This window comes from Thermosynechococcus sp. PKX95, from assembly GCF_031583295.1.
Classification (GTDB): Bacteria; Cyanobacteriota; Cyanobacteriia; order Thermosynechococcales; family Thermosynechococcaceae; genus Thermosynechococcus.
Window position 1 is genome coordinate 2274108 of record NZ_CP134171.1, and the last position, 15568, is coordinate 2289675.

General features: G+C 52.9%; 16 protein-coding genes. 9 read left to right on the forward strand and 7 right to left on the reverse strand.

The genetic code is table 11. The features are described from left to right. Positions 1–42: 42 nt before the first annotated feature. From RHH81_RS11170 to RHH81_RS11180, 3 genes are read right to left on the reverse strand one after another with little or no spacing between them, the layout of a single operon-like run. On the reverse strand, positions 43–621 hold the full coding sequence (locus tag RHH81_RS11170; protein WP_302678331.1) for a 4'-phosphopantetheinyl transferase superfamily protein: 579 nt from the start codon (positions 619–621) through the stop codon (positions 43–45). A gap of 10 nt (positions 622–631) precedes the next feature. Further along, positions 632–1069 carry a hypothetical protein gene (locus RHH81_RS11175; protein WP_225901575.1) on the reverse strand — a complete coding sequence of 146 codons (438 nt, stop codon included), beginning with the start codon at positions 1067–1069 and terminating at the stop codon, positions 632–634. Between the two features lie 60 nt (positions 1070–1129). Then, positions 1130–2164, reverse strand: coding sequence for a Gfo/Idh/MocA family protein (locus RHH81_RS11180; RefSeq protein ID WP_149819497.1), 1035 nt, complete (start codon positions 2162–2164; stop codon positions 1130–1132). 143 nt (positions 2165–2307) lie between these two features. Between RHH81_RS11180 and queC the strand changes: the two genes are divergently transcribed. From queC to RHH81_RS11205, 5 genes are all read left to right on the forward strand, one after another. Further along, complete coding sequence (gene queC / locus RHH81_RS11185) at positions 2308–3009, forward strand: 7-cyano-7-deazaguanine synthase QueC (protein ID WP_206200233.1); 702 nt, start codon at positions 2308–2310, stop codon at positions 3007–3009. A 125-nt stretch (positions 3010–3134) separates the two neighbouring features. Beyond that, positions 3135–5051, forward strand: coding sequence for a molecular chaperone DnaK (gene dnaK / locus RHH81_RS11190; RefSeq protein ID WP_206200234.1), 1917 nt, complete (start codon positions 3135–3137; stop codon positions 5049–5051). A 205-nt stretch (positions 5052–5256) separates the two neighbouring features. After that, entirely contained in the window at positions 5257–5421 is a 165-nt protein-coding gene (locus RHH81_RS11195) for a hypothetical protein (protein ID WP_011057571.1), read from the forward strand. A 10-nt stretch (positions 5422–5431) separates the two neighbouring features. Further along, a complete protein-coding gene (locus RHH81_RS11200; protein ID WP_206200235.1) occupies positions 5432–5731 on the forward strand; it encodes a TMEM165/GDT1 family protein in 300 nt (99 codons plus the stop codon). 125 nt (positions 5732–5856) lie between these two features. Next, positions 5857–7284: a mechanosensitive ion channel domain-containing protein gene (locus tag RHH81_RS11205; RefSeq protein ID WP_206200236.1), complete on the forward strand. Its 1428-nt coding sequence runs from the start codon at positions 5857–5859 to the stop codon at positions 7282–7284. A 5-nt stretch (positions 7285–7289) separates the two neighbouring features. Here RHH81_RS11205 and RHH81_RS11210 read toward each other — a convergent pair whose 3' ends face one another. The 4 genes from RHH81_RS11210 to RHH81_RS11225 form a co-directional block, all read right to left on the reverse strand. After that, the gene (locus tag RHH81_RS11210; RefSeq protein WP_206200237.1) at positions 7290–7664 is read right to left on the reverse strand and encodes a YraN family protein; all 375 of its coding nucleotides are present in this window, start codon (positions 7662–7664) and stop codon (positions 7290–7292) included. A 5-nt stretch (positions 7665–7669) separates the two neighbouring features. Then, positions 7670–8950, reverse strand: coding sequence for a glutamyl-tRNA reductase (locus RHH81_RS11215; RefSeq protein WP_206200238.1), 1281 nt, complete (start codon positions 8948–8950; stop codon positions 7670–7672). Between the two features lie 103 nt (positions 8951–9053). After that, the gene (locus RHH81_RS11220; RefSeq protein ID WP_310743062.1) at positions 9054–9995 is read right to left on the reverse strand and encodes an Rpn family recombination-promoting nuclease/putative transposase; all 942 of its coding nucleotides are present in this window, start codon (positions 9993–9995) and stop codon (positions 9054–9056) included. Positions 9996–10031: 36 nt separating this feature from the next. Further along, positions 10032–11333: a valine--pyruvate transaminase gene (locus RHH81_RS11225; protein WP_206200242.1), complete on the reverse strand. Its 1302-nt coding sequence runs from the start codon at positions 11331–11333 to the stop codon at positions 10032–10034. Between the two features lie 145 nt (positions 11334–11478). Between RHH81_RS11225 and RHH81_RS11230 the strand changes: the two genes are divergently transcribed. The 4 genes from RHH81_RS11230 to RHH81_RS11245 are packed head-to-tail and all read left to right on the forward strand — an operon-like array spanning position 11479 to position 15567. Then, positions 11479–12765, forward strand: a complete 1287-nt coding sequence (locus RHH81_RS11230; protein WP_206200243.1) for an efflux RND transporter periplasmic adaptor subunit — start codon at positions 11479–11481, stop codon at positions 12763–12765. Between the two features lie 9 nt (positions 12766–12774). Further along, positions 12775–13194 carry a VOC family protein gene (locus tag RHH81_RS11235; RefSeq protein WP_206201696.1) on the forward strand — a complete coding sequence of 140 codons (420 nt, stop codon included), beginning with the start codon at positions 12775–12777 and terminating at the stop codon, positions 13192–13194. A gap of 55 nt (positions 13195–13249) precedes the next feature. Continuing rightward, positions 13250–14743 carry a leucyl aminopeptidase gene (locus tag RHH81_RS11240; RefSeq protein WP_206200244.1) on the forward strand — a complete coding sequence of 498 codons (1494 nt, stop codon included), beginning with the start codon at positions 13250–13252 and terminating at the stop codon, positions 14741–14743. Next, entirely contained in the window at positions 14725–15567 is an 843-nt protein-coding gene (locus RHH81_RS11245; protein WP_206200245.1) for a methyltransferase domain-containing protein, read from the forward strand. The genes RHH81_RS11240 and RHH81_RS11245 overlap by 19 nt, the downstream gene beginning before the upstream one ends. Position 15568 lies beyond the last annotated feature (1 nt).

The following is a 15568-nucleotide window of genomic DNA, read 5'->3' on the forward strand; positions in this document are numbered from 1 at the left end:
TATCTTGGAGCATCTACGCCGTTTTCAAGTGTGAACATTCATTTATCCCACTACTTCTGGCCAAAAAAAGACACACTGGAGCGGCGTTGGCGTTAGCACAACAACACTGGCAATGGCGCGATCGCCCACGGGGAAACTGACTGCCCAATGTTCTAAAGGCTGAGCCGCCGTCCGCTGCCATACCCCGATCCCCTGAGCCTTGAGCCACGCTTCATAGTATGTCCAAGCCTGTAGAAACGAGCGATCGCTCCCCTCTAATATCCTTTGTTGCAGAGCCGCCCCAAAAAACCGCCGACTAATGGCTGAACGCTGAGGACAGGGGCGCAATATTTCTACATCTACCCCTACAGCCGCCCGGCCACTCACGGCCAACACCGCTAAGTTACCACTATGGCTCCAGTTAAATTCCAAAGCATCCAAATAGGGCTTACCCCCAGCGGTACGCGGTAGAGGCTTCTCGCCAAGATTCGGCTGATAGCGTCGTAAATAGGCGCGCAGGGTAACCTCACGGGGCACATCAGGGGGAAGCGTTAACCACCAAAGATGCAGCGCATGGGAATACAAGGTGAGATTGTCGTGTGGCGCCTGCCATTGAGGGGCAACAATCGGGGGTAGGGGCAAATCCCACACATTAAAGACTGAGGCGTTTTTTTAGTGACAATAGGTGAGTGCGGGGATTAATGGGGCTACGGGGCAGCGGTAACTCAAAATTCGGCCAATTGGGCAGACTGGCACAGGGACAGTGTACAGGGGGTAACCCATGACAGGGTAGAGGCACAGGCATTTGGCAGCGGGCACAGGGGGTAATGTCCCAACAGTCGCTCAAGAGTTGCGTAATCGTCTCCGCCGTGTCCTCAAGAAAGCAGTCTCCTGCCTGACCAGAGATCACATAGACCCAGCAGGCCTCAAAGGCTTGACTGTAGCGATCGCCCTGAAGGACAGGTTGCGGCAGCACCGTATGCGCTCCGCCCCAAATACACAGTCGTTTGCCCAGCTGAAACCAGTAGGCGAGATAGGACTTCACCTTTGCTTGGGCTGCCAAAAAGGCACAACCTTCCAGATCCGTCATTGACACAACCCTCGCTGCTGTACTTACTACCCTAGCGCAAGGAAACGAGGGCGATGCGTGCTAACGAATCAGTGCCGCCAAGGAAGCATCCAACTGTCCCCAACTGTGGCCATCAAGGGCTAACTGCTCAATGAGACTGGCCAAGCGCAACGCTTTGAGTGCCTGCTCCCCACCCACCGAGGGAGGTTGACCACCACGAACACAGTTGACGAAGTGCTCCAACTCGGCATGGAGGGGTTCAATATTGCTCGTATAGACCTTCTCAATGAGACCGTCTTGGCGGTAGAGAACTTGGCCATGATCGGCACTGCACGATGCCGTGGTTTTGCGGTGAATAAGAATCTCGTTTTTTAGGAAATCTGCCTCCGTGAGGGAATTTTTGCAGTGGGCAGCAATGCGTCGTTGTTTGCGGTGGGTGACTTTACTGGCCGTGAGAGTGGCAATAATGCCGTTGGCAAAGCCCAATGTGGCGGTCACGTAGTCCAGATACCCAGAGTTGGCAGAGCGACTGCCGGCGGCCGTTAGGCGCACCACAGGGGAATTGGTGAGTTCCAATAGCAAGTCAATATCGTGGATCATTAAGTCGAGAACCACTGAGACATCATTAGCGCGATCGGAGTAGGGACTCATGCGATCGGCTTCAAGGGCAAGGATTTCCTCAGTGCGCAGAACTTTGCTCAGTTCTTGAAATGCAGGGTTAAAGCGCTCAATATGTCCGACTTGGAGGATGCACTGGCACTCCGCTGCTGCGTTGACGAGCGATTCTGCTTCGCTAATACTGGCGGCAATCGGTTTTTCCACCAAGACATGTACCCCGTGGCGCAAGCAGGTAATGCCCACTTCATGGTGGAGACGGGTGGGCACGGCAATACACACCGCCTCAACGTGGGGCAGTAAATCCACATAGTTTTCAAAAAATTTCACCCGATATTTGCTAGCGGTATCAATGCCCCGCTCCAGATTCACGTCAGAAATGCCCACAAGTTCGACATCTTTGAGTAAACTCAAAACACGGGTATGGTGCTGACCCATGTTGCCAACACCGATAACGCCAATGCGCAGTGGTTCGGGCTGGGGACGGACGGCAGAACTCATGTCTAGTTATTTCACTCCTCTACGCAACCGGGGAAAGGCTTGGTGTTGGCGATCGCCCGCCGTAAGTAGCAACTCACAGAATGAACATTTTCAGAAAGATGCTACCACAGCATTGCCAAATGTAAAGGTTTTGATAGACAGCTATGATGACGACACCAAAGGCCGTCGTGTTGCTCTCAGGGGGGTTAGACTCCAGCACGGTGTTATTTCGTGCCAAGGCACTGGGTTATGCTTGCTATGCCCTTTCCTTTGACTATGGGCAGCGCCATCGGCGGGAATTAGAAGCCGCGATCGCCATTGCCACCGCCGCCGGCGTGATTCAGCATCAAATGGTCTCCTTGAATTTGCAGTTGTGGGGCGGCTCTGCCTTGACTGATTTAACGATTGACTTGCCTCGCGATCGCGATCTGGCTACCATGAGCCAAGAGATTCCCATTACCTATGTCCCCGCCCGCAATACGATTTTCTTGAGTGTTGCCCTTGCCTATGCCGAAGCCCTAGGGGCGCAAACGGTTCATATTGGCGTCAATGCCCTCGATTACTCTGGCTATCCCGACTGTCGGCCTGATTATATTGCTGCAATGCAGGAGGTCTATCGCTTGGGTACCAAGCAGGGGCGTGAAGGCCAGCCCATTGAAATTGTCACCCCCCTCATTGAACTCCACAAAAAAGACATCATTCGTCTGGGGAATGAGTACGGCGTTCCTTGGGAAAAAACATGGTCCTGTTACAGCGATGGCCAACAGGCCTGTGGTCGCTGCGATGCCTGTCGATTGCGTTTAGCGGCCTTTGCCGAATTAGGGCTTGTGGATCCTTTGCCCTACGCGGCTGACCACCCTGTGTAGGTTCGGTAAATCCCCCTTTTGCAGAGAGCGGGAGCGATCGCACTATAGGAAGGAGAGAGGGTTAAGCCCAATATGGGTGCTGTGCCCCGCATCGAAGTTAGCCTGCAAAGGGAGTTTTCGTCGCTATGGCAAAAGTTGTCGGAATTGATCTGGGGACCACCAACTCCTGTGTGGCCGTCATGGAAGGGGGCAAGCCCACGGTTATTGCCAATGCTGAAGGGTTTCGGACAACGCCCTCCGTTGTTGCCTACACCAAAAATGGCGATCGCCTCGTGGGTCAAATTGCCAAACGGCAAGCAGTGATGAACCCCGAAAATACTTTCTATTCTGTGAAGCGCTTTATTGGCCGTCGCTTTGATGAGGTGACCCACGAAGCCACCGAGGTCTCCTACAAAGTTTTGAACGTCAATGGCAACGTCAAGCTGGATTGCCCCGCCCTTGGCAAACAGTTTGCCCCCGAAGAAATTTCTGCTCAAGTCCTGCGCAAACTAAAAGAGGATGCTAGCAAATACCTTGGCGAGGAAGTCACCCAAGCGGTGATTACTGTGCCCGCCTACTTCAACGACTCGCAGCGCCAAGCCACCAAAGACGCTGGCAAAATTGCCGGTCTTGAAGTGCTGCGGATCATCAACGAACCCACCGCCGCTTCCTTGGCCTATGGCCTAGATAAAAAAGCCAATGAAACCATCCTTGTCTTTGACCTTGGCGGTGGTACCTTTGACGTGTCCATCCTTGAAGTCGGTGATGGCGTTTTTGAAGTGCTCGCCACCTCCGGGGACACCCACCTTGGTGGTGACGACTTTGACAAGAAAATTGTGGACTACTTGGCTGAATCCTTCCGTGCCCAAGAAGGCATTGACCTGCGCAAAGACAAACAGGCGCTGCAACGGCTGACAGAAGCGGCAGAAAAAGCCAAGATTGAACTTTCCAGCGTCATGCAAACGGAAATTAACCTGCCCTTCATTACTGCAACGCAGGATGGGCCTAAGCACCTCGACATGACGCTCACCCGCGCCAAATTTGAGGAACTCTGCTCTGACCTCATTGACCGTTGTCGCGTACCCGTTGAGCAAGCCCTCAGGGATGCCAAACTCAGCAAAGATCAAATTGACGAAGTGGTACTGGTGGGTGGCTCTACCCGCATTCCCGCCATCCAAGAGCTGGTCAAACGGCTATTGGGCAAAGACCCCAACCAGACTGTGAACCCCGATGAAGTCGTGGCGGTGGGTGCCGCTATTCAAGCTGGGGTGCTGGCAGGGGAAGTGAAAGACATTCTTCTCCTTGATGTCACACCGCTGTCTTTGGGGGTGGAAACCCTTGGCGGCGTGATGACGAAAATTATTCCCCGCAACACCACGATCCCGACGAAAAAATCCGAGGTCTTCTCTACTGCGGTTGATGGTCAAACCAATGTGGAGATCCACGTCCTGCAAGGGGAGCGGGAAATGGCCGCCGATAACAAGAGCCTCGGCACCTTCCGTTTGGATGGCATTCCGCCGGCACCCCGCGGTGTGCCCCAAATCGAAGTCACGTTTGATATTGATGCCAACGGTATTCTCAACGTCACCGCTCGCGACAAAGGCACCGGCAAACAGCAGTCCATTAGCATCACCGGCGCCTCAACGCTGCCTAAGGATGAAGTAGAACGCATGGTGCGCGAAGCGGAAATGAATGCCGCTGCTGATAAAGCCAAACGCGAGAAAATCGAGACCAAAAACCAAGCGGAACAACTCTGCTACCAAGCGGAGAAACAACTATCCGAATTGGCTGACAAAGTCTCCACCAGCGATAAAGACCGCCTCACCGCCCTCATTGCTAACCTGCGCTCGGAAATCGGCACTGAAGCCGAGAAGAAACCCATTGAATCCATTAATTTTGAACGGGTGAAATCGCTGATGCAGGATCTGCAACAAACCCTCTACAGCGTCGGCTCCAGTGTTTATCAAAGTGCGCAGTCCAGTGATGGAACTGGCTCCAGCAGCAGCGGTAGCAGTGGTGGTGGTGACGAAGTGATTGACGCTGAGTTTTCGGAAACCAAGTAGTCCCTTAAATTCGCAACTTTCTGCCAGAACAAGACTCCTCCTCCCCCTAGGTGAAAGCTTAGGGGGTTTCTCATTTTTGTGAGGGGGTATAGTCACAGTTTTTTCGATCACAGGCTTCTTGTGCTAGGGGAAAAATTCCGATAGAATAAAGTTTCTGTCCTTAATTTTTGTTGAGTGCTGAGACCACCCCACCATTGAGGTAAGCATGGCCAAACGCCGCAATCCCAAGAAAGAAAAAGCTCTTCGTAACCAAGCCTATGCTCGCAAGTTTCGCAAGCGTTCTTCGGGTCGCTACAGCCGCCGCCTAAATACGGAGAATCGCCCAGAGACGAAAACCACCGAGACGGTTGAGGAAATGACGGACGCCTAGAGGGCAGTCGGTGATTAAGCGCGCGTTGCCATGGCGAGAGTTCGGGGTTGCGTTTTTAACCGTTTTTTTGGCTGAATTTGCCGATAAAACTCAAATTGCTGTATTTTTCATGGCTGCCCGCGCTGCCTCCCCTTGGTTGGTGTTTTTGGGAGCAGCTTTGGCCTTAGTAACCACTAGTTTGATTGGGGTATTGATTGGTCGCTGGCTATCACAGTACCTCTCGGAACAGCGATTACAAACGCTGACGGGTGGTAGTCTCTTGGCGATCGCCCTTTGGCTATTGTGGGATATGCTGCACCCAAGCCTTTGATGACCAAAATATCGCCACTTAATGGCGCGAGAAAGTTCCTTCAGTTGACGATCGCCCCCTGCTAAAGTGAGGGGGTTAGTTTAGGCACTGTCTAAGTTTGTGAACCCCTGAGGAGACTGTGGAGAATGCCATCCCAAGTCATTGAACTGTGGTCATCGTTCGTTAGTATTGCCGATGCACCGTTGTTTCGCCTTGGGCGGGAAACGATTTCCCTGCGTTGGCTGTTTCAAGTGGTGCTGTTGCTCATCCTCGTTGCCATTTTGGCGCGCTTTTTCAAGGGGGTGCTGAAAAATCAACTCCTACCCCGCCTTGGTTTGGATTTAGGCAACCGTGAGGCCATTTCCACTGTGATGAGTGGTGCCGGGGGAGCACTGGGCTACATTATTGTTTTGCAAGCAGTGGGGATTAATCTCGATTCCCTAGCGGTGATTATTGGTGGCTTGGGGGTGGGGATTGGTTTTGGTTTGCAGGATGTCACCCGCAATCTCATCAGTGGCCTGACGCTCCTGATTGAGCGCAAAGTGCGTGTCGGCGACTTTGTGGAAATTGAAAACATCAGCGGCTACGTTCAGGAAGTCTCGATGCGAGCCACGGTGATTCAAACCTTTAACGGTTCAAATGTGGTGGTGCCCAATACCTACCTTGCCGATAGTCCGGTGCTGAATTGGTACTACGAAACCCATCGCGGTCGTATTGATATTCCCATTGGGGTGGCCTATGGGACAGATCCAGTTTTGGTGACGGAAGTCTTGCTCAATATTGCGCATTCTGAACCAGATGTCCTCAGGGAGCCAGCCCCTCGGGTGATTTTCCGTGAATTTGGCGATTCTGCCCTTAAGTTTGAACTCTGGGTATGGACGGATGCCATTGAGCGGCGAGTGTTCATCAAGAGCAGTCTCAATTTCAAGATTGATTATTACTTTCGGCAGCATAATATCTCGATTCCTTTCCCGCAACGGGACATCTGGATCCGCAATGCGCCAGCGCTCTCTCCCCTCAGTGAGCCAGCCGAAACGGTAGGTATGCCCTTGGCACCGGCAACGCCCTCCTTAAAGTCGCTGCTTCAGCAGGTGAGCTATTTTCAGTGCATGAATGACTTGCAATTACGCTTTCTCATCGAATCGGGCTACCGCAAGCACTTGGCAGCGAAGGAAATTTTGTTCCGTGCTCAGGAGGCAATCAGTAACTTCTACATCGTATTGCAGGGGCAGATGGCGGCGGTCTATGAAGAGAATGGCGAACTCAAGCCGATGATGACGTTTAACCCGGGGGAGCACTTTGGCGAGCTACCACTGATGCTGGGGGTGGCCTGCCCAACAACGATGATGGCAATGACGGATACGGTCTTGTTTGTCCTACCACGGGAGGGATTTGAACAGTTGCTAAAAGAACATCCTTCCCTTGCTGATGATATTGCCGTGGCGATCGCCCGCCGTCAGGATGTGCTGGCGCAACATCAACAGGAGCTTCAGCAACTGAGTCGCCAAGAGGCGGATCAAAGTCGTCCGATTAACTGGATTCGCGATCGCCTGCAAAAACTGCTGAGTTGGTAAAGTGCTCAATCGGTGGCGTCCAGCGTAAATGCGTGCTCCAAGTATTGATGCAGCCGATAGGTACCTGCTTGGTATCGCACCAAGGCCACATCGAAGCGACAGGGATGATCCTGCCACTGGGGCTGACGTTCTAGGAAGGCTTGGGCGGCCAAAATGAGTTTGCGTTGCTTGCTAGGGGAAATCGCACCGAGGCCATCACAATCCCAGTTGCGGGAACGGCGGGTTTTCACTTCGACAAAGCGCACCACCCCCCGCGGATCACAGGCAACAATATCCAGCTCACCCCAAGGGCAAGACCAGTTCTGAGCCAAAATTTGACACTGCTGGGTTTGTAGCCACGCGACAACTACCGCTTCCCCGCGATCGCCCACGTGGCGCATAGGCCCTAGGCTTCAATGGGTTCGAGATTAAACAAGTCTTGGAGGGTCTGCATAGCGCGTTGACGACTTTCTAAATCCCGCTGTGATTGCAGTTGCACCGTTGGATCATGGAGAATCTTGTTAATAATTGTGCGCGTCATTGCTTCAATGACCCCTTGATGTTTCTCACCAAACTCACTGCCTAAGCGGGAGAGGGCTTTTTCCAGCTCTTGGGTACGGATCGCTTCCATTTTTTGGCGCAGACTGCGGATGGTGGGAATCGTTTCTAGGGCGTGCCACCAAGCCAAAAAGGTCTCTAATTCTTCCTCAAGGATACCCTCGGCCTCTTGAGCCAATTGGCGTCGCGCCTCTTGGTTTTGGGCGACGACTGCTTCGAGATCATCCACATTAAACAGTTGTACGGAGGCCAATTCCGTCACGTTGGCATGGACATTGCGGGGCACGGAAATATCAATGATTGATAGGGGGCGATCGCCCGTGAGCACCGACCCTAAATTCTCGCGATCCAAGAGGGGTTGTGTCGCTGCTGTACCCGTAAAGACCAAATCCATTGCTGCCACAATCGGCAGTAGATCTGTCATCGTAAAGAGTTCAAAGCGTACTTCGGGAAACTGCTGCGCCAGTTCCTGTGCCCGTTCCAAGGAGCGGTTGATAATGCTCATTTCTTTCACCCCTCGGGCAATCAGGTGTTGCACCACCAAGCGGGACATTTTGCCCGCACCGACAATGGCAATGCGGCAGTTCTGGAGATTTTGCAACCGCAGGTCGGCGAGTTCCACCGCCGCTGAGCTAATGGAGACCGCCCCCGTCCCAATGCTGGTTTCTGTGCGTACCCGTTTACCGGCCGCGATCGCCCCCGTAAAGAGGCGATTGAGAATAGACCCAATGGACTTGTACTGCTGCCCTAACTGATGACAGCGCTTCACTTGGGAGAGAATTTGCCCCTCGCCAATCACCAAGCTATCCAGACCCGAAGCCACCCGCATGAGGTGCATCACCGCATCCTGATGCAGCAGGATAAAGAGGTAGGGACGCAGTTGGGGCAGGGGAATATGACTCCACTCACTGAGAAACTGATGCACTTCCCGCACGCCCACCTCAGTGTCACTAGTAACAATGTAAATTTCTAAGCGGTTACAGGTGCTAAGGATGGTCGCTTCCTGAATATGGGCGTAGCCGCATAGATGTTGCAGTGCCCGCTCCCGCACATCCTCTGGCACACTCAATTTTTCGCGCACATCCACAGGGGCGGTTTTGTGACTCAAGCCAATGACAGCAATATTCATAGGAATCGGTTGACGTTCGGCTGCAACTCCATCAATTGTTGTATCAGGATTCTTGAGCCTCCTTCACGCTTGTTTGCAAGTCTTTACTAAAGGAGGATTCTCCCTAACCGAGATTCCTGAGCCAGTCCCTCAGGTCTTCCAGGGTCGCAAAGTCAAGGAGTGCCTCTGCCAAAGTCTCAATCTGGGTGGATGGGAGTTGGCGAATTGCTGCTTCAAGGTCAGCCGGTAAATCCCCAAACCGTCGCCTGAGGAAGCGCAAAACAACCAGTGCTTCTCCCTGCTGTAATCCCTGTTGCAATCCTTGTTGCAGTCCTTGTTGCAGTCCTTGTTGCAGTCCTTGCTGTAATCCTTGCTCCAATCCCTGCCGTAAGCCCCGTTGTAACCCTTCCTCTTGTGCCTCGGCATAGACCTCTTGGTAAAACCGTGTCCGCTTCAGCTCCTCCGTCGTAAACCCCAGCATGCGCAGCACCTCCTCCCGACTCAGCTTGGTGAACTTGTACAGCACAATGGTAGTGATTAACTCTATTATGGCTTCCAAGTTTGGCGCTCTTTCGGTCTGGCTGCGCTGGGCAAGTAATCGAGCGACTCTGGGCATCTCTGCCTCTGGTACCACCATCAACTGCATCAGGGCAAGGCTCAAGGGCAATTCCGCTGGTGACCCCAGTTCATTCAAATACACCCGCCGCAGGCGATCGCTCTTGACCAACACGTCATAGGGTTCAAAGGAAACTTGTTCGGCTTGGCGATGGGGATAAATGACCACCGCTTGCCAATCAGAGAAAGTTTGGCGGTACAGGCGCAGATAGAGAAAAATCTCAGCAAAGAGACGTTCGTAGAGGGTGTTATCGCGCTGAAACTGAACTTCACAGAAATAGACGGTTCCTGAGGGGTCAGGAGGCAGAAAGACGCCATCAATGCGAAAGGCCGTTTGCTTCAGCTCCACAGAGTCAAAGCGGTAGCCCTGGGGGGGATTGATTCCCAAAAGGTCAAACAGTGTCTGGGGCAGCTGGGCAAACAGTTGGTAAAAGAGGGAGTCACGGCGCATTGAGAAATGAGGAAGTACTCACCCATGAAGGAGGGCTTAAGCGAGGACATCAGAGTAGGAGCGGCTAGGGAACTCTTGATACACCTGTGTAATGGTGGCGGCTAGTCGTTGCATGCCAAGGGCAATTTCCTCATCACTGGCAGTGAGACTAATACGCAGGCACTCCTGTTTGTGGCGCCACGGCTCGGTCAAGCCGGGGAAAAAGGAGCTGCCGGGAACCACAATCACCCCTGCTCGCTTCAGGTGTTGATATAATTCCCAATCTGTCATGGGTAAATCCCGTAGCCATAGCCACGCGAAAATCGCCCCCTCACCGCGATGCAAAAACCAAGGAAGGTCGTTGGGCAAAGCAGTTCGTAGGGTTTCTTCGAGAACTGTCAACTTGCGCTGATAAAAGGGACGAATGACATTGACGGATACTTCGGCTAGGGCACCATTGGCAATGGCTAAGGCCGCGATCGCCTGACCGTAGCGCGAGGCATGAATACAGGCATTGGTTTGAAAGGCTTCGAGAACACTCAAAATCTCGCGATCGCCAATGGCAATCCCCACCCGCTCCCCCGGCAGTCCTGCTTTTGAGAGGCTGAGGCAGTGGACAATATTGCCGCCAAAAACGGGTGCTAGTTCCGTAAAGTTCAAGCTGGGATAGGGGGGGCCATAGGCAGCATCAATCAACACTGGAACGCCATAGGGGACAGCGAGATCAGCAATTTGCCGCACCTCGACATCCGTGAGCACATTTCCCGTCGGATTGCAGGGACGAGAGAAGATGACGCATCCAGTCGTCTCATCAATGTGGAGTTGTTGAAAGTCGGGACGATACTTAAAGGTGTGATCCGCTTCAAAAATCTCAAGGCGCGGACGATAGGCAACAACGGTATCAGGGGTAAAGCTGACGCCACCATAACCCGTATATTCTGGACTCAAGGGGAGAACGACTTTCTTTAATTCACCGTTGGCGCTAAAGCCCCCAAAAGCATTGGCAGCAAAGAAGTAGATGGCCTGACTGCCGGGGGTGACAAGGACATTGCGCTCCGTCAGGTTCAAACCATAGCGGCGATTAAAATCATCGACAACGGCAGCAATTAGCGGTTCATACCCTTGGCTTGTGCCGTAGCGGCAGACCACTTGGCCAAATTCTGGGCTGGCCATTAGCTCGTGGGTACAGTCGCGCCATAGTTGCTCCACCTCAGGGACAATGAGGGGATTACCTGCACTCAGGTTAATCAGGTCTTGACCGCGATTCAGGCGCAACGTCTCAATAATATCCTTCATAATTGCCCGAACTCCCGTCAGTTGGGACATTTGCTGGCCAATCTGGGAGAGTGCAGGATTCATAGGCAAAGGACATAGACAGTATTGGTTAGGATAGCATCTGCGCTTCTATTGAGGGACAGATGGAACCAATAGATACGGTCAATGCTGCTATTCGGTGGGTCACTGTAACATAACGTTAGAATAGGCCAAGAACTGTAAGGCATTCATGGCAGCGTTTATCCCCTTTGTTGGTAAACCTTCTTCCCCTTGGCGATCGCTCGTGATTGGGGTGATTGCTGCTGGTTTGATTGGCAGTGGTGGCCTACTGCTGTGGCGATCGCGCCAAACGCCCCTTGATCTCGATCGCTACACCGTACCCGTTCAAGACAGTCGCGATTTAGTCGCTCGCATTGCTGCCACGGGCAAAGTGGTGCCTGTGCAAACCGTCAATATCAGTCCAAAACGGGCAGGTCTTCTCGCCGAACTCTACGTCGAGCAGGGCGATCGGGTCAAGGCGGGTCAAATCATTGCCCGTATGGATAACCGCGATGAACAGGCGCAACTGGCTCAAGCCCAAGCCAACCTCGCCGATGCCATTGCCCGTCGCGATCGCGTGGTTGCCGGTAACCGTGCCGAGGAAATTGCCCAAGCCGAAGCCCAAGTGCGAGCAGCCGCCACCCGTGCTCAATTGGCAGAAGAACGCCTGAAACGCAATGAATTGCTCGCGGCTGAGGGTGCGATTCCCCGCGATACCCTTGATGAACTAAAGGCAAACCGGGATAGCGCGATCGCCAACCTGAATGAAGCTCAAAAGCGCCTGCAACTGTTACAGCGGGGTTCCCGCACTGAAGAGATCCGTCAAGCGGAAGCGGCCGTGGCTGCTGCCCAAGCCCAAGTCCAAGCCGCGCGTGCTGCCCTCGAAGATACAGTGATTCGCGCTCCTTTTACGGGGATTATTACCCAGAAGTACGCCAATCCGGGAGCCTTTGTGACACCCACCACCACCGCCTCTGCCACGACCTCTGCCACTTCCACCTCAATTGTGGCCATTGCCCAAGGCCTAGAAATTCTTGCCGAAGTCCCAGAAGTGGACATTGGCCAAGTGCTTGTGGGGCAACCTGTTGAAATCCGTGCCGATGCCTATCCGGGGGAAACCTTTGAAGGACGAGTACGCTTAGTGGCACCCGAAGCCGTGGTGGAGCAAAATGTCACCTTCTTTCAAGTGCGGGTCTCCCTTGTTACTGGGTTGCAGAAGCTGCGTTCTGGGATGAATGTGGACTTAGATTTTCTGGGACAAAAAATTAACAACGCTCTGCTGGTGCCGACGGTGGCCATTGCCGTTGAGCGCGGTCAAACGGGTGTTTATGTTGTGGGTGAAGACAATCAGCCAAAATTCCGCCCCGTCACCATTGGCAGTAGCTGGCAAGATCAAACGCAAATTATCAGCGGCCTGAGGGCGGGTGAGCGGGTCTTTATTGATTTTCCGGAACGGCTGCGGCCAAAACAGGAGTAGTCTATGGGCTTGCACCACGTTTCCATCCGCACCGCCAATATTCAGCGGGCGATCGCCTTCTATGAATGCCTAGGCTTCACGATGGATGTCCGCTTTACCACGGGCTATACCCTTGCCTGTTGGCTCAAGGGCTGGCACACCCGCCTTGAACTTCTGCAAGTCCCTGAACCCCACCCTGCTGCTGACCCTTTTCACGATGAGCACTATGTTGGCTACTACCATCTTTCCTTTGATCTCAGTGACCATCCTGACCCCCTTGAAACATGGCTCAATCAGGTGGCGCAAACGTTGAAGGCACAGAATTTACCCTTTGAGCTACTGCTGAAGCCCACTCAGCAAGTGATTGGGTCGCACCTCTATCACGTCGCCTTTATGCGTGACTGCGATGGCTTGCCCCTTGAATTTTTGCAGTGTCTGGGTTCCTGCTGAGGCCTAAACCCCGATAAAATAAGGGGGTTGAGAGATTTTTGGGTCGTAGATAGGCATGCAACTGCAAACAATTACTACAGTCATTCCCGACTGGTCGGGGGACTTACTGGCGATCGCCGTCTTTCAAACGGAAGGCACCCTCACCCTCACCGACCCCTACACGACCCTTGATCAACGCCTCAACGGTCTATTGCAGGAACTGATCAACGAAGGGGAATTTCAAGGCAAGTCCGGTACCTCCCTTCTGATGCGCCTATTGCCCAACTTCCCCATTAAAAAGCTTCTCCTTGTGGGCTTGGGGAATCGCGATGACTTTAACCTAGAGACCCTGCGCCGCACTGCTGCGACCATTGCCCGTACGGCTCGCCGTGAACGTGCAAAAACATTAGGCATGGCACTGCCCCATGAGACTTTAGAGGCGGCGGATGCTGCCCAAGCCATTGCCGAAGGAGTTCTCCTTGCCCTCCACAGTGATGTGCGTTTTAAGTCGGATCCCGAAGCTCGTAAACTCCTGCCCTATCCAGAATCCGTCAGCCTGTTGGGTTTAGGGGAGCAAGCAGCGGCCTTGACCCGTGCCCAGCAGATTTGTGATGGGGTGATTTTGGCGCGCGAACTCGTGAATGCCCCGGCCAACGAAGTGACGCCTGTCACCCTTGCGGAAACGGCTCAGCAATTGGCGGCTACCTACGGCCTCACGGCAAAAATTTTGGAGCGCGATGAGTGTGCCGCCTTGGGTATGGGTGCCTTTTTGGGAGTGGCCCAGGCATCTGATCTACCGCCGAAATTTATTCACCTCACCTACACTCCCGCCGGAAATGTCCAGAAGAAAATTGCCCTCATTGGCAAGGGGTTAACCTTTGATTCCGGTGGCCTCAACCTCAAGACCCAAGGAGGCATTGAAACCATGAAAATGGACATGGGGGGAGCCGCAGCCGTTTTGGGAACCGCCAAGGTCATCGGTCAACTCAAACCCGCTGGCATTGAAGTTCACTTTATTATTGCTGCCACTGAAAACATGATCAGTGGCCGTGCCCTGCATCCGGGGGATATTCTCACCGCCTCCAACGGTAAGACCATCGAGGTCAACAACACCGATGCTGAAGGCCGCCTCACCCTTGCCGATGCCCTGGTCTATGCCGAAAAACTAGGCGTAGATGCCATTGTTGATTTGGCAACGCTGACCGGTGCCTGTATTGTTGCCTTAGGGGATAATATTGCCGGTCTTTGGAGCAACAATTCAGAATTGGCGCAAGCTCTGCAAAAGGCCAGCGATCGCTCCGGTGAAAAATTCTGGCAAATGCCCCTTGAAAATAAATACTTTGAGGGTATGAAGTCCCAAGTGGCCGATATGAAAAACACCGGTCCGCGATCGGCCGGATCAATTACCGCCGCCCTATTCCTTCAGCAATTTGTTGATCACACCCCTTGGGCACACCTTGACATTGCTGGCCCTGTCTGGACAGAAAAAGAGGATGGCTACAATAATCCCTGTGGGACAGGCTACCCTGTGCGCACATTGGTGGAGTGGCTATGCAGTCTCAGTCCCTAAAACTAGTTAATGTTGGTTGTGGTCAAACTTTCCATCCAGAGTGGCTTAACTTTGATATGGCACCAGCGGTGGCGGGCGTAAAACGCTGGGATATTCGCCGAGGTTTACCTTTTAAGGAAGAAGAAGTCGATGCTGTTTACTCTTCCCACGTTCTCGAGCACCTGAGTTGCCAAGAAGCAGAAAACTTTCTACGCGATGCCTATAGAGTATTGAAGCCGAATGGTGTTCTGCGGATAGTAGTTCCCGACTTAGAGCAAACCACTCGTGCCTACTTAGCTGAACTCGATGCGTTACGAGATGGCAGGCAAACAGAACCTGCCAACTATGAATGGCTTAAATTAGAGCTTTTAGATCAACTCGTTCGCCATCACAGGGGTGGCGCAATGGCGACCTATCTCCTAAATCCAAATATTCCCAATCCTGACTTTGTCCGATCTCGCATTGGCCAAGAAGCTGAAGATTTCTTCAAGGTAGTTCAACAACCGCAAACAGCTAAGAGCTTTCTCAAAAAAATACTGAGACCACTGCGTCATCCCCGTGAGTTACTCGCGAAAATTTTAGTTTGGCCAATTCTTGGAAAACGAGGAGTGGATGCCCTTAGTGTGGGGCTGTTTCGCTTAAGTGGTGAAGCGCATCTGTGGATGTACGATGGCTACTCTCTCAAACTCTTGGTTGAAGCTTGTGGTTTTCACGACTGTCGTGTAGTCTCTGCTTTTGAGAGTTGCATTCCAGACTTTTCCCGTTACAACTTAGATGTGGTTGATGGCCAAGTGCGCAAACCCGACTCTCTGTTTATGGAAGCTACTAAGCCTGTCAGTGCTTAAA